The organism is Pseudorhodobacter turbinis (assembly GCF_005234135.1).
GTDB classification, from domain to species: domain Bacteria; phylum Pseudomonadota; class Alphaproteobacteria; order Rhodobacterales; family Rhodobacteraceae; genus Pseudorhodobacter; species Pseudorhodobacter turbinis.
In genome coordinates this window covers 1,935,536-1,952,718 of record NZ_CP039964.1, presented here as the reverse complement: position 1 = coordinate 1,952,718, position 17,183 = coordinate 1,935,536, and the positions used below count along the sequence as shown (strand labels likewise).

The following is a 17,183-nucleotide window of genomic DNA, read 5'->3' as shown; positions in this document are numbered from 1 at the left end:
CCATGAAAACCAATCCCGGCCGTTTTTTCGAAGATTACACTTTGGGTGAGGTGATCCAACATGCCGTCCCCCGCACCTTGGCCGAGGGTGAGCGTGCGCTTTACCACGCGCTTTATCCCGCCCGCCATGCGCTTTATTCCTCGGATGATTTCGCGGGGGCTTGCGGGCTGGAAGGGTCACCACTGGATGATCTGATCGCCTTCCACACCGTTTTTGGCAAAACCGTTCCCGATATTTCGCTGAATGCCGTGGCTAACCTTGGCTATGGCGACGGGCGCTGGCTGGCGCCGGTCTATCCGGGGGATACGTTGCGGTCGGAATCGCAGGTCATCGGGTTGAAACAAAACTCCAACGGGAAATCCGGTGTTGTTTATGTGCGCACACGCGGGATCAACCAACGCGGCGAGGCGGTTCTGGAATATGTCCGCTGGGTGATGGTGCGCAAGAACCGCGACACAGCCGCCCCCGAAACCGTGATCCCCGACCTGCCCAAGATCGTCACCCCTGACCGTTTGGTGGTCCCCGAGGGGCTGGATTTCAGCGATTATGATTTCACCTTGGCCGGAGAGCCGCATCGCTGGGGCGACTATGCCATTGGCGAACAGATCGATCATATCGACGGCGTCACGGTGGAAGAAGCCGAGCATATGCTGGCCACCCGCCTGTGGCAGAACACCGCCAAGGTCCATTTCGACGCCACCAACCGCGAGGATGGCCGTCGCCTGATTTATGGCGGTCATGTGATCTCGCTGGCGCGGGCGCTTTCGTTCAACGGTTTGGCCAATGCGCAGATGATCGTGGCGCTGAATGCGGGTGCCCATGCCAACCCCTGCTTTGCAGGCGATACGGTGCGGGCGTGGTCAGAGGTGCTCGACAAGGCCGAGACCTCTGCCCCCGGTGTCGGTGCCATCCGCCTGCGCCTTGTCGCGGTCAAACATGGTGCCGCCCCCTTTGCCCTGCGCGGTGAGGACGGGAAATACGATCCGTCCGTCCTGCTGGATCTTGACTACTGGGCACTGATCCCGACCTGATCGCTGTCACAGTCAAAGGCCTCAAGCTAGCGCAGGTTTGTGATCACAAACCCGCGCTAGCTTCCTTCAAGCCGCTGAGGCGACCGGAAACTTTGCGCCCCTCAAGGCGCTCACATTTTCCCAAAGGTACAAAATGGGGCCGTATCGCCAAAAAGAGCTGCCATCTATGTGATCACAAAATGCTGTATAGTGATCACATAGATCACTTTTCTGCCCCAACATCCGCGAAAACCCAAGATTTTTAGACTCTCCTCTCGTGACTCGGGCGGAAAATAGGCTATGCATACACCAAAGCAGCAAGCCTAAAGCGCGGGCCTCCCCCGCCGGGCGCAGCCACGAGGGATGAAACAATGGCAAACGCAAAGCGGGTTGAACGGCCCCTTTCCCCACACTTGCAGATTTACCGCCCGCAGTTGACGTCGATGACGTCGATTTTGACGCGGATCACCGGCAACGGGCTGATCGTCGGCACCATGCTGGCGGTCTGGTGGCTTTTGGCCGCCGCGACTTCGCCCGAGGCCTTCGCCACCGCCAATGCGGTCGCGACATCGTGGTTCGGGGATCTGGTGTTCACTGCCTCGCTTTGGGCTATCTGGTATCACTACCTTGCAGGGCTACGGCATCTGTATTGGGATTCCGGCAAGGGTTTCGACATTCCCACCGCTGAAAAGCTGGGCTGGGCCTGCATCATCGGATCGGTCGTTCTGACCATCATCACAATCATTCTTGTGCAATAAAGGGGGCGACCATGCGTTATCTAACCGACCGCAAGCGCGCTATGGGCAAGGGCTCTGCCCATTCCGGCACCGAACACCATTGGTATATGACCGTCTCGGCCGTCGGGCTGGCGTTCATGGTGCCTGCATGGCTCTATATCTTCGGCTCTGCCCTTGGTGGCACCCAAGAAGAGGTCGTCGCCACCTTTGCGCGGCCCTTCCCCGCCATCCTGACCGCGCTGGTGATTTTCGTCGGCATGCGCCATTTCGCCAAAGGTGCGACCATGATGATTGAGGATTACACACAGGGTTCCGCCCGTCGTGTGCTTGTCATCATTGCAATTTCACTTTCCTACGCGATCACCGCAACCGGGCTTTTCGCCCTTGCGCGCATCGCGCTTTGAAGGACAGACCATGACCGCTTATGAATACGAGACACATGAATACGATGTAGTTGTTGTGGGGGCTGGTGGTGCCGGCCTGCGCGCAACGCTTGGCATGGCCGAACAGGGCCTGCGCACGGCCTGCGTCACCAAAGTTTTCCCGACCCGCTCGCATACAGTTGCCGCACAAGGTGGCATCGCCGCCTCCCTTTCGAATATGGGGCCGGACAACTGGCAGTGGCACATGTATGACACCGTAAAAGGGTCTGACTGGCTGGGCGATACCGACGCGATGGAATACCTCGCACGCGAGGCCCCTAAGGCGGTCTATGAGCTGGAGCATTACGGCGTGCCTTTCTCGCGCACCGAAGAGGGCAAGATCTACCAGCGTCCCTTTGGCGGCCACACCACCGAATTCGGCGAAGGCCCCCCTGTGCAGCGCACCTGCGCCGCAGCGGACCGGACCGGCCACGCGATCTTGCACACGCTTTATGGTCAGTCGCTGAAGCACAACGCTGAATTCTTTATTGAATATTTCGCACTGGATCTGATCATCACAGACGGGCGTTGCACCGGCATCGTCGCATGGAAACTTGATGACGGCACTATTCATGTGTTCAACGCCAAGATGGTTGTGCTTGCCACAGGCGGCTATGGCCGTGCGTTCTTCTCGGCCACCTCGGCGCATACTTGCACCGGCGACGGCAACGGCATGGTTGCCCGCGCAGGTCTGGCGCTTCAGGATATGGAATTCGTGCAGTTCCACCCCACCGGCATCTACGGCTCCGGCTGTTTGATCACCGAAGGGGCGCGGGGCGAAGGCGGTTATCTGACCAACTCCGAAGGGGAGCGCTTTATGGAGCGTTACGCCCCGACCTATAAGGATTTGGCCAGCCGTGACGTTGTCAGCCGCTGCATGACAATCGAGATCCGCGAAGGGCGCGGTGTCGGGCCGAATAAGGACCACATCCACCTTAACCTTAACCACCTGCCCAAGGCGACGCTGGACCTGCGGCTTCCGGGCATTTCCGAATCCGCGCGCATCTTTGCCGGTGTCGATCTGCAAAAAGAGCCGATCCCGGTTATCCCGACCGTGCATTACAACATGGGCGGCATTCCGACCAACTACTTTGGCGAGGTATTGAACCCGACCAAGGACAACCCGGATGCCATCTTCCCCGGCCTGATGGCTGTGGGTGAAGCGGGCTGTGCCTCGGTGCATGGCGCGAACCGTCTTGGTTCCAACTCCTTGATCGACCTTGTGGTCTTTGGCCGCGCTGCTGCGATCCGCGCGGGTGAAATCCTGGACCCCAAAGAGCGCAACGAACCGGTGAACACAGCCGAAGTCGACAAGGCGCTTGGCCGTTTTGATGCCGTGCGTCACGCTGATGGCTCCATCGCCACTGCCGATCTGCGGATGGAAATGCAGACCACGATGCAGGCCGATGCTGCCGTGTTCCGTACCGACAAAACGCTGGCCGAAGGCGTGGTCAAGATGACAGCAATCGCTGCCAAAATGGATGACCTCAAAGTGACGGACCGCTCAATGGTTTGGAACTCTGACTTGATGGAAACGCTGGAGCTGGGCAACCTGATGCCAAACGCGCTGGCAACCATCGTGGCCGCCGAGGCGCGCAAGGAATCCCGCGGCGCCCATGCGCATGAGGATTATCCGGATCGCGACGATGTAAACTGGCGCGTCCACTCTTTGTCGCATATCGACGGCAACAAGGTAACGCTGACGACGCGACCCGTGCATATGGACCCGCTGACCAAGCTAGAAGATGGCGGCATCGACATGAAGAAGATCGCCCCCAAAGCGCGCGTTTACTGATGCGCTGCTTGGCCCTGCCTTTGATTTTTGTGCTGGCGGTCTCTGCCTGCACAACCACCAATCCGGTGGAGCAAATCACGCGCAGCACGGCAAAAACGGTGATCCTGCCGGTGGTGCAACAGCGCTTGCCCGGCCCTCAGGCCGAGGCGGTGACTGTTTGCATCCTCGACAATGCCAGCACCGATGAGATTTTGCTGTTGGCCAAGGATGTTGGCACCCGCGCCGGCACACGCACCGTGCAAACCATCGCAACGATCCTGCAACGCCCGGGCACCGTGCAATGCGTGCTTGGCGCCGGAATTCCGGGGGTGTCGCTATGATCGGACGCGGCGCGGCGGCAGCAGCACTTTTGGCACTGACAGCCTGCGGTCCGGTTTCGGTAGAGCAGGCCGAACGGCAATGCCTTGGCCGCGCACATGCAACCACTGGCCCGCATGGCGAAGTGGGGGTCGGCGTCAACAGTAAAGGCAACGCCCTTGCACGCCTGAAATTGGGTGTCACCTCTGACTACCTGATGGGCCGCGACCCTTCGGCGGTTTTTGATCAATGCGTGTATCAGAAATCAAGGCAGCCACCGACGCAGCCGCTCTACTCGCGCAGCGATTGGAAGAATTAGGCGATGGCCCTGCAAACCGCCCAGATCGACCGTACCCAAGTGAACCGCTTTTTGCGGCGCAAAGGACTGACGGCGATTGCAGATAAGTCCAAATCCGGGCATCTGCAACGCTATGCCCTTATGCCTGATGTGGTGTTTGATGTCGGCGTCGATCTTGGCACCCCCTTTCTGTATGAGGCCTTCCCCGACACCAGCTTTGTTCTGGTTGACCCGCGTGCGGAATCGCGGGCCGTGCTGAAGGATGTAAATACCCCCAAGAAAGCGCAGTTTTTTGAAACCGCATTGGGGCGGACGCAGGGCAGAATGACGCTCAACATTCCCTTTTCGGACAAGGGGGAGCATGGCGCGATGGCCAGCCTTAGCACCCGCACGGACCGAATTTCTTCCAGCTTCACCCGTATGGAAACACGCGAGGTTTCTGTGACCACGCTGGATATGCTTGCCGCTGATTTCCCCGGTCGTGTTGGCCTTAAAATCGATACCGAAGGGTTTGAGGATGAGGTGCTTGCCGGTGCCACGGAAACCCTGAAACGCACAGACTTTGTGATATTGGAACTGTCGCTGACACAGCGTTTTTCCAGTATCGCCCCGCCCAGCCAGATCATCACCCGCCTCGCCGCTGCCGGCCTTGAATTCCGCGATGTGTTGCGGATGACCGGCGATGGCAAAGGTGGCGGCGCACCGCGCCTGATGGATGTCCTGTTCACCCGGTGGCACACACCGGCCCCCGCAAAACCCAAGACGTAAGGAGAGGGACCGATGGTTCAATTCACCCTGCCCAAGAACTCCACCATCCGCACTGGCAAAACATGGCCAAAACCAAGCGGTAGCAACGTTCGCAAGTTCCAGATCTATCGCTGGACGCCGGACGATGGTGAAAACCCACGGGTCGACACTTATTTCGTCGATATGGACAGTTGCGGCCCGATGGTTCTGGACGCGCTGATCAAGATCAAGAACGAGATTGACCCGACGCTGACCTTCCGCCGGTCTTGCCGCGAAGGGATCTGCGGATCTTGCGCGATGAATATTGGTGGCATCAACACGCTGGCCTGTATTTACGGTCTGGACGAGGTAAAGGGCGATGTGAAAATCTACCCATTGCCGCATTTGCCTGTGGTCAAGGATTTGATCCCTGATCTTACGCATTTCTATGCCCAACACGCCTCTATCATGCCATGGCTGGAAACCAAGACCAACACGCCCGCCAAGGAATGGCGTCAAAGCATCGAGGACCGCGAAAAGCTGGACGGTCTTTATGAGTGCGTAATGTGCGCTTGCTGCTCTACCTCCTGCCCGTCTTACTGGTGGAACTCTGACCGCTACCTTGGCCCGGCGGCGTTGCTGCATGCTTACCGCTGGATCATCGACAGCCGCGATGAGGCAACACCGGAACGGCTTGATGATCTGGAAGATCCCTTCAAGCTTTACCGTTGCCATACCATCATGAACTGCGCCAAGACCTGCCCCAAAGGGTTGAACCCTGCCAAGGCGATTGCCGCGATCAAGAAAAAGATGGTCGAGCGGGTCGTTTGATCCCACGCCATTCGGAAAAGCGGCCCCTTTGTGGGCCGTTTTTTTGTGCGCCAAACGCAATGCTGCAATGCAGAATGAGCAGCTTGTGATGGCCTGCCATCAGGACTAGGTATTTGCAAGGGAGGAACCTGTTACCCATACGAGGTTCACATGACAAACGAAACCAACGCCGCAGACATCAAAGCCAAAGCCGCTTTGGAAGTTCTTGAACAGGCCTATGCCTATTTCGACGCAGAGACAGAAATTACCTGCGAAACTCCTGAATATTGCGAGTATTTGACAGCCGCTTGATGCTTTTGCAGCATCACGATCGTACGGGGGCGTAAAACTCGCCCCTATATCCGGATAGGATAGGTCGGCCTTTCGTCGAGCAGAACGCTTGACAGTCGACACCCGCTGGCTAGCTTGGCCCGTGATATCTCCCAACCCTCAGGTTAGAATGCCCCTGCTTCTTCTCGCGCTTCTTATTGGTACCTTGCTTTACATGTGGCTGTCACGCCGCAACTCCACGCTGACACGGGCTTGCCGTTGGCGGCTGGACCGAACGGGCGGGCCAAACCACTATATCTGCGCGGCCTGTCGGGCAACAATGGACCCACCTGCGGGCAAAGAGCCCCGCGACTGCCTGAAACCGCCCAAGGTTTAGGCGCGCCGCTTCAGGCAAAAGCAGCCGTTAGCGCAAGTTCAACCATATCCCCAAAGCTGCTTTCGCGTTGATCGCTGGGCAAGGCCTCATGGGTCAGCAAATGGTCCGAAATCGTCAGCACAGCCAAGGCACGGCGGCCATAGCGCGCGGCCAGCGTGTAAAGCTCTGCCGCCTCCATTTCCACCGCCAGAACGCCGTGACGCTGCATCTGTTCGTTCAGGTCGGGCCGTTCGTCATAAAACACATCCGAGGAATAAATTTGCCCCGCATGACAGGTCGCATCCATACTTTGTGCCGCCGTCCATGCTGCATGCAGCAAGCCGAAATCAGCGGTCGGGGCAAAGTTCAGCTCTTTGAAAATGCCGCGTGACGGGGTGGTAAGGGTGCAGGCCGACATCGCCAGAACAAGATCGCGCACGTTAAGCTGTGGCTGCATCGCACCGGCCGATCCGATACGGATCAAGGTTTGCGCGCCGTAATCGCGGATCAACTCATTCGCATAAATCGACAGGGACGGCATCCCCATGCCAGAGCCTTGGATCGTCACCTTATGACCGCGCCAAGTGCCAGTATATCCCAGCATCCCGCGCACTTCATTGACCAGTTTTGCATCCTCCAGGAATGTCTCGGCGGCCCAGCGGGCGCGGTAGGGATCGCCCGGCATCAAAACGGTTTCGGCAATATCACCGGGCTTGGCGCCGATATGAATGGTCATCTGATCCTCCGCTACGGTTTGGCACAGCCTAAGCGACCGACACGCCCAGTAAAAGCCCTGAAATCAGCTGGCCAGATGGCGCAGCCCTTGGGTCACATCCGTGCGGATTGCCAGACGCAGGCCCGGCTCATCCCCCGCCTTCAGCGCGCTCAGGATAAGGCGGTGATAGGGTGGCGGCTCATTCCGGCGCAGGCGGCCATAAAGCGCACACATGGTGGGGCCAAGCTGTAGCCAGACGGTTTCGGTCAGTGCCAGCATCGCGGGCGCTTGGGCACGCAGGTAAAGTGTGCGGTGGAATTCCAGATTGGTGCGGATATAGGCAACCGCATCTTGCCGCATCACCGCATCGTTATTGGCGGCATTGATCGCGGCCAACCGGTCAATCAGCGCGAAATGGGCACGCGGCAGGGCCCGAGAGGCCAGCTCCGGCTCCAACAGCGCACGGATTGAGGCCAGCTCCTCAATGCGCTCAGGGGTAAGTTCCGGCGTGGCCACCCGGCCTGAGGACGAAAGCGACAGCGCGCCCTCGGCGACCAAACGGCGCACTGCCTCGCGTGCAGGGGTCATGGAAACGCCAAAGGTCCGCGCAAGGCCGCGCAGGGTCAGGGCCTGCCCCGGTGGCAATTCCCCGTACATTACTTGGCTGCGCAACGTGCGGTAAAGCCGTTCATGCGCGGCGGCGTTCGGGTCCACTGCGCGCAACATCGGTGTACCACTTGACGTCAACATTCCATTCCCCCGATCATCCCGCAAACCGATAGCTGTGCAAGGCATGGCCTTCGGATTTCAACCAACGACGATGCACCGCATAATCAGGCATCAGATCATCCACGATAGCCCAAAACCGGGGCGAGTGGTTCATCTCGATCAAATGCGCGACCTCATGTGCGGCTACATAGTCCAACACTTGCGGCGGCGCCATGATCAAGCGCCACGAATACATCAACCCCGCCTCAGAGGTACAAGACCCCCAGCGCGACCGCGTATCGCGCAAGGTCAAGGTCCGATACTGCCGCCCGATGCGGCCGGCGTAATGGTCCGAGGCCGCAGCAAGCCGATCCCGCGCTTTGGTTTTAAGGTAGGCCGCGACCCGCGCGCCCACCCGCTCTGCTTGGCCCGGCACCAAAAGCGTATCCTGCGTCAGCACCAAGTTCCGGCCCTGCCCCGGCATCAACCGAACCAAGCGCCCCTCAACCGGGATCTCATCCCCCAATGCCACCGCACCGCTTTGCACCACGTTCAGCAGCGCCTTGCGGATCCAGTCCTCTTGCGCGCGCAAAAAGGCCATCGCCTCGGCCTCTCGGACCACGGGGGGCAGTGACAAGGTTACGCGCCCGTCCAGCCGCGAGACGCGCAGCGACATGCGCCGCGCCCGCGCAGTGCGGCGCAGCGTCACCTCAACAGGGGGGGGGCCGGGCAAAACGGGCATAAGATCCTTGTTCCTTTGCGCGCGCCAGAATGCCTGCGCGCTGCGCATGCCGCAAGCCCCTTGCACGCCATCACCGCCAAGAAAGCCCAAACCGTGCGCAAAAGCCTTTGACAGAGGCGCAGACCTGTGGCAAGCGACCCTTTTGCTGGTATGGTCCGGCCCATCATGGGTGCTGTTACCAGCTGATGACACAAGGGGAATACCATGCCCAAGGAAGAATGGGGTACAAAGCGCCTTTGCCCCACCACTGGGAAGCGCTTTTACGACCTGAACAAGAACCCGATCGTTAGCCCCTACACGGGTGAGGTTGTGGATATCGATAGCGCACGTCGCAAGATCATTTCGACCGCAGCAAGCCGTCCGGCAGCCGCCAAAGAAGATGATGAACCGCTGGTCGATGATCTGGATGCAGATGATGATCTGCTGGCCGTTGTCGAAACCGATGATTCGGATAGCGCGGGCGATGATCTGCTGGAAGATGACAGCGACGACACTGTATCGCTGGACGATCTGGCTGATGTCAGCAACCCTGACGACGACAACTAAGCCTTCTGGGGGAGGCTTGGCACAGACGTTGCCGCGAAAATCCAACCTAGTTTCAGGGTTTTCGCAATTGGGTGATTTTTCCTCTTGCAGCGCCTGCGTCCCTCCCCTAAATAGCCACTACCCGTACAGCACTGCTGTACATTGATGGGGCCTTAGCTCAGCTGGGAGAGCGCCTGCATGGCATGCAGGAGGTCAGCGGTTCGATCCCGCTAGGCTCCACCATAATTCAATTGTTAAGCACCCTATAACAGTTCTTCTATGGTCGCGTAGTTTTTCCTTTTTACGGGGAAATTGGCGATATAACCAAATTTAGTCAGTTGAGCATTTGAGTTAGCAACTTGCATGCTGTCGCTGGCGCGAGCACCTTCCACACTATCGTCAGCCAGGCGAGGTTGTAGAAAGGATGCGATGTGAAACAGCCCAAAGACACTCCTGATGAGCAGCAGATAGCAAATGATATCGTTGCTGCGCGCCCCCTGCGGATCTCTCGCGGAACGTATGACGGCCCTGCAAAAGGCTGCGGAGGAGATCGGGCCTGTAGACCCCAGCTTTGACCAGAAGTCATTCTTTGACACGCTGTAACGACCAAGACAGCTACATGGTTGCGATGAACCGCCTTACTACAGTGGAAATTGCCATGACAACGCCGTTGCGGAGATCTTCTTCCAGCTCCTAAAGCGAGACCGGATCAGGCGGCGAACATACCTGACACGCGACGCCGCAAGGCAGGACGTGTTCGATTACATCGAGATGTTTTACAACCCGACACGCAAGCACACCAACAATGGCATGCTGTCGCCGGTTGACCGCGCCACTCAATGATCTGGTTTAAACTGCGAACGACACGTTCAGCAGGCAGCGAAAAGTCCACCTTTGTGCACAGGCCTTCGCGATTGAAGTCATCCAGCACGTTTAGTGTTCGGATCGAACGACTATCCGCGGGCTGATCCGCCATGAAATTCATCGACCATGTCTCGTGTGGCACGCCAGGCACTGCCAACGGTTCAGGTTTGTCACGCTTCAGGCGCTTGCGGGGCTTGATCTGTTACCCGGCAGGGCATTGCGCAGCAATGGCCCGAGAGGGCGCAGGTTCAGCTCCAGCTCACAGTAGATCCGGTAAACGCGTTTGTGGTCCCAGCCGTAGCCCTGCACGTTGCGCAGATACAAAAAGCACAGACCAAAGCCCCAAGTTCGCTTATTCTCGGTCAACCGTTCCAGCCAATCGGCGATCTCCGCGTTCTCGTCGCTCAGGATCCCCCAGAGGCGTGGTTCCGATAATGCCGTGCTCCGGACTGTTGCCGACCAACATTGAGCACGCCTATGAGATAGGCACATCGGAATTGCATTTGAACCAGCATCATGTTGGCAGCCAAGCGCTGCCCACGGACCGAAGCATGCACCCGGGATGATCTCCGACGAAGGCCGCGGCGAAAGCAGAACGGCTCAGAAAGCAACTGTCATCAAATCCGCAACTATGCGGTCGGATGCGTATGTCAAAAAGCACTTGACTGAGACGTCCCCGTTACCGAAGGCTGGAGCCTAATCTAGCCACGGGTCAGATCCTTCCCTTGTTTCAGGTCGCCTCGGAAACCGCGACGGCGACCTGCTTTTCAATCTTATCCACCGGCTGGTTTGCCAGATGCTTCGGGATCTCTATCAGCACTTTCTCTGCAACTGTTGAGTGGATGGATGCGCGCAACACCCCCAAGATCTGCGGCGCGGCAACGATTGCCAATTGCTCAAACCTCTCGGCATGGGTGCGGCTATACAGCAACTCGGCCAAATCAACGGCAAAACGTTCTTTGGCCCAGCTCATGCCAATCGGTATCATCCATTGCCGATACACCGTGACCTGCACTTTCCTGAACACGTCCGGGGCGGCTCACGCCTTGTTCACGGGTCGGAGGGTTCTCCTGTTCGTCAGTGCGGATGACACGCAGGTCAATATTTGTCTCATCGAGATCATTGACCAAAAACAGGGCTTTTTCACCATCGGCGACCAAAACCCATCCACCATTTTTCAGCTTGGCCATCAGGAATTTCCTTTTTCTTTTTCATCGGATCTACTGACACGCGTCGCACCCGCCGGTCGTTCGGTGGCGCGTTTCAGCTCATCTTGCGTGCCGATATCACGCGCCAGATGCCCGCCCGCGCGTCCACCTTGTGAAACTGTGTCCTAGGCCCCAAAGGCTCCGCCGGCACTGTCTTTTTGCGGTGTTTTTTCACGGGTCATAGCAATCGCTCCATATTTTACGAGGTGTATGTCAACGTTTCGGCCGACGCCCGGTTCCAAGCAATAGGCCTCCGCTGTGGGGTGATCACCCCTGTCAGCTCGGCGAAACCGGGGGTTCGGGCAGTTCGATCGGCGGCAGCTCAGGGGCCTCGGTCGGCGGGTTTACCGGGCGTTCGGATGGCGCGTTCGCGGGTAAGTCAGGCGGCGCATCATCCGGCACTTCGATAGGCGCGTCAGGCTTGTACGGGTCAGGTCTTGGATGTGTTGGCATGGTCATTCCCCTTTCGGTGTGGGTATTTAAAACGGGCGCGCCCTATTGCGTGCTGCTCACATTGTCGAGGAACGGGTAATCCGTATATCCGCGCTCATCGCCGCCATAGAATGTATCCTGATCCGGCTTGTTCAGTGCAGCGCCCCGACGAAACCGTTCGGGCAGATCAGGGTTGGCGATATAAGGCCGACCAAAGGCAACCGCATCGGCTGCGCCCTCGTCGATTGCCTTTGCGGCTGACTCCGCATCGTAGCCGCCATTCGCGATATAGAACCCGCCCCAATCTTTTCGAAGGCGTTTCAGCAGGGCCTTACCGTCCTCATCGCCCTCACTCCCCGGAAAAGATCCCACGACATGCAGATAGGCAAGCCTTTGATCGTTCAGCATCTTGTAAACCGCGCTGAAAAGGGCTTCTGGATCACTGTCAGAGATGTCATTTGCCTGCCCCAAGGGCGACAAACGCACGCCGACGCGGTTGCTGGGCCAGACCAGCTTCACCGCATTGACCACCTCGTTCAGAAACCGCATGCGGTTGGCGGTAGGCCCGCCATAGTCATCCGCACGATCATTGACACCATCTTGCAGGAACTGATCCAGCAGATATCCATTGGCACCGTGAATTTCGACCCCGTCAAAATTCGCCTTTCTGGCCCACTCAGCGGCGTTGCGGTAATCTTGGACGGTGCGGCCAATGTCTTCCACGCTCATCGCGCGGGGCCTAGAGCAATCCTCAAAGCCATTGGCCGTAAATGTCTGCGCTTGCGCCGCACGATCAGACGACGACACTGGCGGCGCGCCATCGGGCAACAAGGACGAGTGGCTGATCCGGCCGACATGCCAAAGCTGACAAAAAATGCGCCCGCCGTTTGCGTGAACTGCGTCGGTAATCTGATGCCAGCCTTCGGCCTGTGCCTCGGTATAGATACCCGGTGTATCCAAGTACCCTTTCCCCATTTCTGAGATTTGGGTCGCTTCCGTCACGATCAGTCCCGCCGAGCCACGCTGGCCGTAATAGGTCTGTGCCATATCCTTTGGTACACCGTCCGACCCTGCGCGATTGCGGGTCAGTGGCGCCATTAACACGCGGTTGGGAAGGCTGAGAATGCCCATTTGGACAGGGTTGAGCAGAGTTTTCGTGCAAGTCATCGCTTGGTGTCCTCCGATAGGTTCATGAGACAACCAATTCGGGCGTGGTGGGTTCCAAGGTCGTTTTTGCCAGTTCTGCACCTGACGTTTAGCAACGGATAGATTGGGCTCGCTGCCTTTATTTGGCACGTCTCGATCAAGTCAGCCGATCAACCGGTGACCATGTTCGATCATATTGCACCAGTCCTGTCCCCCAATCGGGAAGTAGCTCAATCTGGGAACGGTTTAGCGCGCATAGAAATGCTCAGACGGCACTCTAATCGCCCATTCAACACCATCGGCATCTACTTTGTACGATGCTTTTGCATTCAGGAGTGTCGCTGCGTGGGTTGTAAGCACCGTATGGCCAAAGCCTTCCCTTGTGGGTTTGCCATCAACGACAATCCCGGTTTCCAGCCACCTGAACTGCAATAGTCCGCCCTCTCGCTCAACCTGCCAAGAGATTGCAACCTGTCCGCGATCCTGCTGTAACACACCGTATTTTGCGGAATTGGTCGCCAGTTCGTGGAGGGCCATTCCGATCGTTTGGACAGACTCTGGCTGGAGGTCGATTTGTGGACCCGTCATCGCGATGCGCTTGTCGTCTTCGACAGATGTAAAAGGCTCAAGATGACCGGCTATAACGTCGCGGAGCGGGACACTGGTCCATGCGTTATGAACCAGCAAGTCCGTCGATTTTGACAGAGAAGCCAATCGCGCCCCGAAACTCCGGTTGAAATCTGCGACCGTTTCGGCGGTGCGCGCTGTCTGGCGCTGGATAGCCAAAACAACGCTTAACATGTTCTTGGCCCGATGGATTACCTCGTTCGCGATAAGGGCACGGGCACGTTCCGCATTTCTTACAACTGTAATGTCCCGATGAATATTCGAGATCGCTATGACTTCTCCATCCGGATTGCGGATCGGCGCGCAACTGATCCAGACCTCGCGCTCTGTCCCGCCCTTTGCGACGCGCGTTGCTTCGAAATCCTGCAGCCGCCCCGCGATAATTTCATCGCGATAGTAGGTTACCTTCTTCGGCCACTTGTCAGGATAAAGTGTCTCAAGCGATTGCCCAATCATTTCGGCTTTTGCGTAGCCATAGAGCCTTTGGGCGGACGGGTTCCAGGTGATGATATTCCCATCCAGATCGTAGCTTAGCACCGCGTCGCTGGTCGTGGCGATCAACGCGGCCATTGCGTTGGAATTCAGGTAGGCCTGCTCGACCTCCTCCCGTTCGATGTGCCGCTTGGTGATGTTGCGATGCTGCACGATAAGATACAGCCTATTGTTTTTCTGGTAACGGTTCGCGCTGAGTTCGAACCAGCGTTTTTCGGTCGGGCTGTTGCAAGGGTATTCGCAGCGAAAACTGTCTCCGCTCGCCAGCGTCCTTCGAAGGCCATCCGGCACGATCTGCGCGGCGGCGCTGGAGGGACCGTCTGCGGATGTGCAAACGGCCATATAATTGCGGCCGATGGAGCAACTGTCCAAATCCCCCCCGTTTGCCACGCAGAAATTTTCCCACGCAACATTCGAGGCGACGATGTAGCCCCACGCATCCAGAACAACAACTTCGTCATCCAGGGCATTCAGCACCTCCAGTATGCCGGACAACTCGTCATTTTCAGCGGCTAGCTGCATTCTAACATTCCCTCGGCTTCGACAGCCTGCTTGCTTTTGCGTCATTGAGGCCTAAACGGGAAGCCGTCGACATACAATTTGCCCAGCAAAGCTGGCATAATCTCTTCCCGGTTGCGCCATTCGGGCAAAAGACTGACTCATTCACGCAATATCAAATTGGTCAGCAGTAGGAGACAGAGCCAACCGTCGATTTGAATAGAGGACAAATCACCAAGTTCATCAAGGATTGTCATCGGACAACGCCAAGTTGGTCTTGTCGCGCTTACGTTCCGGTCTCTCAACTCATTTATGCGGCCTTTTGGGTCAGCATCAATAACCGCGGTCTTGCAGGGATCGTAAACGGCTTCACATTGGTTGGCACACCCCCTACCGTAAAAATCGTCTCGGGGCACGGAAAACCGTGTCCCAAAGCAACTTCCGCCGAAGTACTCGCGGTAGCAGCCCCACGCCACCGAAAAAAGCGGTTTCAGCAGTGGCGGCGCCATCGCCAAGCGCATGAAACCGCCGAATTGAAGGAATTGAACCGATGATTGAACGCCGTTTCACGCAATGTGATGTCTTCAGCGCAGTTCCGATACGGGGCAATGGTTGGCGGTGGTCGTGGACGGCAACGGCCTGAGCGACCCTGAGATGCAAGCTTTTGCCGCTTGGACATACCTTTTGGAAACAACCTATTTGCTTCCCCCAACCCACCCAGCAGCCGATTATAGACTGCGGATCTTCACACCGACAAAGGAATTGGCCTTTGCCGGGCATCCAACTTTAGGCAACTGTGCAGCCTGGCTGCATGCGGGTGGCACGCCACACCGCAGCCAAATTGTCATTCAGGAATGTAACACTTCGTTCACAAGTTGATTCTCATTAAAGACTGGGCCGAAACCTTGCGACCACCTCTTCTGGCACCGTCCAGTTCAGACCAGCCAATTCCAGCAAGCTTTCGAAAAACCCAATCGTCTGCCGCAACGGCACCAAACCCAGATATAGCGATGGCTTTCGTTGGTTTGGATCACCGCAGCGCTATAGGCCTGTTGACGTCCCCGCTTGCCAGATGGCGTCGCACCCCACAACATCTCAGCGTCAAACCAGCCTTACGGCGATTGAGAGCAATCGGCCAACGGATCGACAGCGAACCATGCCGGTTTAGGGCTCGGTTGTAATCTGACCAGCTTTTGGCCTCGTAAATCTTCGGTATCCAACTGCTTTTGTCAGTCAGCTACCGCGCTAGATTCACACAGTGAGTCTCGTAAACCCATTTGTGCAACAAAGCCCCATAACACAAGGAATGCTGGGTCGTCGCTATACTGCGATCATATTCTCCATAAGCAGATTGCAAATATCCTTCTATAATAAAACGGCATGCGGCAGGATATGCGATCTGGCGGAATGAACACACCTGTCCTGGATAAACATTGTGTGTGCCATAAACTTGCCCGCGCAAAATCCCCCAGAAGCGAGCGTAAGCAATGGGAGGTGCTGCAAACCGCTTTTGCAATCCGCTAAGGCAAGCAGATAAGCGTCAATCTCATCAAGCCTATAGATTCCAAAAATCATGAAAATTCTACAGGTTAACATGCCCTTTACTGCACGGGTGTAGGTCTGGGTTTGGGTGTAATAAATGGGTGATGTGATGGACGGGCAATCAAATGCCAGACCAGTCATCATTAAGCGGAAGAAAATCATCAAAGGCGGCGGGCACCACGGTGGGGCGTGGAAAGTTGCCTATGCTGATTTTGTAACGGCCATGATGGCCTTCTTCATGCTTATGTGGCTGCTGAACGCGACAACAGAAAAACAACGCAAAGGGCTTGCGGACTACTTTAGTCCGACGATTCCGATCAACCGCGTCTCCGGCGGTGGTTCCGACGCCTTTGGCGGCGATAGTGTTATGACGTCAGGCCCCAAGCCAGCAAGTGGCACAAGCAAGGCCGAACCAATTTCCGCCACAAACGATGGTGAGGATGGTGCACATGCTGACGCTAAAATGGAAGCGGAGCTGATCGAGAAAGCCCTGCTCGCACGTGGCGGTGAAAGCATGACGATGGAGCGCGCATTGCGCCATGTCATTACCAAGGTGACAGATGAAGGTATGGTTATCGAGATTTTCGATCTTGACGATGTACCGTTATTTGACGGGCTTACCGCGACCCCCATGCCCGTCATGGATGACATCGCGGCAATGTTGGTGGAGGTTTTGTCACTGGCAACCAACAAGCTTGCCGTCAATGGCCATGTCAGATCCTTTCCGATCACACTGGTCGACAACCCTGCATGGGCTTTGTCGGCCGCCCGGGCACAAGCAATGCGCAGCCATCTTCAAAAGTTCGGGCTTGATTCGGAACGGGTCGCGCGGATTGGCGGATTCGCGGATAAAAAACCCATAACCGCGAACCCGATGGCGATCAGGAACAACCGGCTGGAAGTGATATTACTTAGAAAAAACAGGTAGTTGATGTCATATATT

22 protein-coding genes, 1 tRNA gene and 3 pseudogenes are annotated in these 17,183 nt (G+C 57.1%); 16 read left to right on the top strand and 10 right to left on the bottom strand.

What is annotated here, in order from left to right; genetic code table 11:
* The first annotated feature begins 2 nt into the window (after window positions 1-2).
* The 10 genes from EOK75_RS09385 (at window position 3) to EOK75_RS09345 (ending at window position 6,762) form a co-directional block, all read left to right on the top strand.
* A complete protein-coding gene (locus EOK75_RS09385) occupies window positions 3-1,031 on the top strand; it encodes a MaoC family dehydratase (RefSeq protein WP_137193719.1) in 1,029 nt (342 codons plus the stop codon).
* Between the two features lie 350 nt (window positions 1,032-1,381).
* Entirely contained in the window at window positions 1,382-1,768 is a 387-nt protein-coding gene (gene sdhC, locus EOK75_RS09380) for a succinate dehydrogenase, cytochrome b556 subunit (protein ID WP_137193718.1), read from the top strand.
* An 11-nt stretch (window positions 1,769-1,779) separates the two neighbouring features.
* Window positions 1,780-2,151, top strand: a complete 372-nt coding sequence (gene sdhD / locus EOK75_RS09375) for a succinate dehydrogenase, hydrophobic membrane anchor protein (protein WP_137193717.1) — start codon at window positions 1,780-1,782, stop codon at window positions 2,149-2,151.
* Window positions 2,152-2,161: 10 nt separating this feature from the next.
* The gene (sdhA, locus tag EOK75_RS09370; RefSeq protein WP_137193716.1) at window positions 2,162-3,964 is read left to right on the top strand and encodes a succinate dehydrogenase flavoprotein subunit; all 1,803 of its coding nucleotides are present in this window, start codon (window positions 2,162-2,164) and stop codon (window positions 3,962-3,964) included.
* Window positions 3,964-4,284: a hypothetical protein gene (locus EOK75_RS09365; RefSeq protein ID WP_137193715.1), complete on the top strand. Its 321-nt coding sequence runs from the start codon at window positions 3,964-3,966 to the stop codon at window positions 4,282-4,284. The genes sdhA and EOK75_RS09365 overlap by 1 nt, the downstream gene beginning before the upstream one ends.
* On the top strand, window positions 4,281-4,580 hold the full coding sequence (locus tag EOK75_RS09360; protein WP_137193714.1) for a hypothetical protein: 300 nt from the start codon (window positions 4,281-4,283) through the stop codon (window positions 4,578-4,580). Before EOK75_RS09365 ends, EOK75_RS09360 begins: the two co-directional genes overlap by 4 nt.
* Before the next feature lie 3 nt (window positions 4,581-4,583).
* Window positions 4,584-5,327: an FkbM family methyltransferase gene (locus EOK75_RS09355; protein WP_137193713.1), complete on the top strand. Its 744-nt coding sequence runs from the start codon at window positions 4,584-4,586 to the stop codon at window positions 5,325-5,327.
* Window positions 5,328-5,339: 12 nt separating this feature from the next.
* Window positions 5,340-6,116 (top strand): succinate dehydrogenase iron-sulfur subunit, encoded by a 777-nt coding sequence (locus tag EOK75_RS09350; protein WP_137193712.1) that lies wholly within the window; start codon window positions 5,340-5,342, stop codon window positions 6,114-6,116.
* 150 nt (window positions 6,117-6,266) lie between these two features.
* Complete coding sequence (locus tag EOK75_RS20820) at window positions 6,267-6,407, top strand: hypothetical protein (RefSeq protein WP_168199202.1); 141 nt, start codon at window positions 6,267-6,269, stop codon at window positions 6,405-6,407.
* Window positions 6,408-6,555: 148 nt separating this feature from the next.
* Window positions 6,556-6,762 carry a hypothetical protein gene (locus EOK75_RS09345; RefSeq protein WP_137193711.1) on the top strand — a complete coding sequence of 69 codons (207 nt, stop codon included), beginning with the start codon at window positions 6,556-6,558 and terminating at the stop codon, window positions 6,760-6,762.
* Window positions 6,763-6,772: 10 nt separating this feature from the next.
* On the opposite strand, the gene deoD is transcribed toward EOK75_RS09345, so the two are convergent.
* The 3 genes from deoD to EOK75_RS09330 form a co-directional block, all read right to left on the bottom strand.
* Window positions 6,773-7,477: a purine-nucleoside phosphorylase gene (deoD, locus tag EOK75_RS09340; protein WP_137193710.1), complete on the bottom strand. Its 705-nt coding sequence runs from the start codon at window positions 7,475-7,477 to the stop codon at window positions 6,773-6,775.
* 63 nt (window positions 7,478-7,540) lie between these two features.
* Window positions 7,541-8,182 (bottom strand): GntR family transcriptional regulator, encoded by a 642-nt coding sequence (locus EOK75_RS09335; RefSeq protein ID WP_137194355.1) that lies wholly within the window; start codon window positions 8,180-8,182, stop codon window positions 7,541-7,543.
* Between the two features lie 37 nt (window positions 8,183-8,219).
* Window positions 8,220-8,906, bottom strand: a complete 687-nt coding sequence (locus tag EOK75_RS09330; RefSeq protein ID WP_137194354.1) for a M48 family metallopeptidase — start codon at window positions 8,904-8,906, stop codon at window positions 8,220-8,222.
* A 204-nt stretch (window positions 8,907-9,110) separates the two neighbouring features.
* Here EOK75_RS09330 and EOK75_RS09325 point away from each other — a divergent pair, with 204 nt between their 5' ends.
* The 4 genes and pseudogenes from EOK75_RS09325 to EOK75_RS09315 all read left to right on the top strand — a co-directional run.
* A complete protein-coding gene (locus EOK75_RS09325) occupies window positions 9,111-9,452 on the top strand; it encodes a TIGR02300 family protein (protein ID WP_137193709.1) in 342 nt (113 codons plus the stop codon).
* Window positions 9,453-9,598: 146 nt separating this feature from the next.
* A tRNA-Ala gene (locus EOK75_RS09320) sits at window positions 9,599-9,674 on the top strand.
* A gap of 231 nt (window positions 9,675-9,905) precedes the next feature.
* Window positions 9,906-10,034 carry a hypothetical protein gene (locus EOK75_RS21570; protein ID WP_276612511.1) on the top strand — a complete coding sequence of 43 codons (129 nt, stop codon included), beginning with the start codon at window positions 9,906-9,908 and terminating at the stop codon, window positions 10,032-10,034.
* Window positions 10,035-10,079: 45 nt separating this feature from the next.
* Window positions 10,080-10,274 (top strand): annotated as a pseudogene (locus EOK75_RS09315) (IS3 family transposase); the annotation flags it as partial.
* On the opposite strand, the pseudogene EOK75_RS09310 reads toward EOK75_RS09315, so the two are convergent.
* The 6 genes and pseudogenes from EOK75_RS09310 to EOK75_RS09290 form a co-directional block, all read right to left on the bottom strand.
* Window positions 10,249-10,706 (bottom strand): annotated as a pseudogene (locus tag EOK75_RS09310) (transposase family protein); the annotation flags it as partial. The pseudogenes EOK75_RS09315 and EOK75_RS09310 overlap by 26 nt on opposite strands.
* A gap of 319 nt (window positions 10,707-11,025) precedes the next feature.
* A complete protein-coding gene (locus tag EOK75_RS21675) occupies window positions 11,026-11,268 on the bottom strand; it encodes a baeRF12 domain-containing protein (protein ID WP_338053330.1) in 243 nt (80 codons plus the stop codon).
* Complete coding sequence (locus EOK75_RS21670) at window positions 11,237-11,485, bottom strand: baeRF12 domain-containing protein (protein ID WP_338053329.1); 249 nt, start codon at window positions 11,483-11,485, stop codon at window positions 11,237-11,239. Before EOK75_RS21670 ends, EOK75_RS21675 begins: the two co-directional genes overlap by 32 nt.
* A gap of 294 nt (window positions 11,486-11,779) precedes the next feature.
* Window positions 11,780-11,956, bottom strand: coding sequence for a hypothetical protein (locus EOK75_RS20815; RefSeq protein WP_168199201.1), 177 nt, complete (start codon window positions 11,954-11,956; stop codon window positions 11,780-11,782).
* 42 nt (window positions 11,957-11,998) lie between these two features.
* Window positions 11,999-13,102 carry an alkene reductase gene (locus EOK75_RS09295; protein ID WP_137193708.1) on the bottom strand — a complete coding sequence of 368 codons (1,104 nt, stop codon included), beginning with the start codon at window positions 13,100-13,102 and terminating at the stop codon, window positions 11,999-12,001.
* A gap of 225 nt (window positions 13,103-13,327) precedes the next feature.
* Window positions 13,328-14,722, bottom strand: coding sequence for a PAS domain S-box protein (locus EOK75_RS09290; RefSeq protein ID WP_168199200.1), 1,395 nt, complete (start codon window positions 14,720-14,722; stop codon window positions 13,328-13,330).
* Between the two features lie 588 nt (window positions 14,723-15,310).
* Between EOK75_RS09290 and EOK75_RS09285 the strand changes: the two genes are divergently transcribed.
* Window positions 15,311-15,577 carry a PhzF family phenazine biosynthesis isomerase gene (locus EOK75_RS09285; protein ID WP_205965447.1) on the top strand — a complete coding sequence of 89 codons (267 nt, stop codon included), beginning with the start codon at window positions 15,311-15,313 and terminating at the stop codon, window positions 15,575-15,577.
* A gap of 39 nt (window positions 15,578-15,616) precedes the next feature.
* On the opposite strand, the pseudogene EOK75_RS21390 reads toward EOK75_RS09285, so the two are convergent.
* Window positions 15,617-15,935: pseudogene (locus EOK75_RS21390) on the bottom strand (transposase); the annotation flags it as partial.
* Window positions 15,936-16,349: 414 nt separating this feature from the next.
* Between EOK75_RS21390 and EOK75_RS09280 the strand changes: the two are divergent.
* On the top strand, window positions 16,350-17,168 hold the full coding sequence (locus tag EOK75_RS09280; RefSeq protein ID WP_137193706.1) for a flagellar motor protein MotB: 819 nt from the start codon (window positions 16,350-16,352) through the stop codon (window positions 17,166-17,168).
* Window positions 17,169-17,183: the final 15 nt, after the last annotated feature.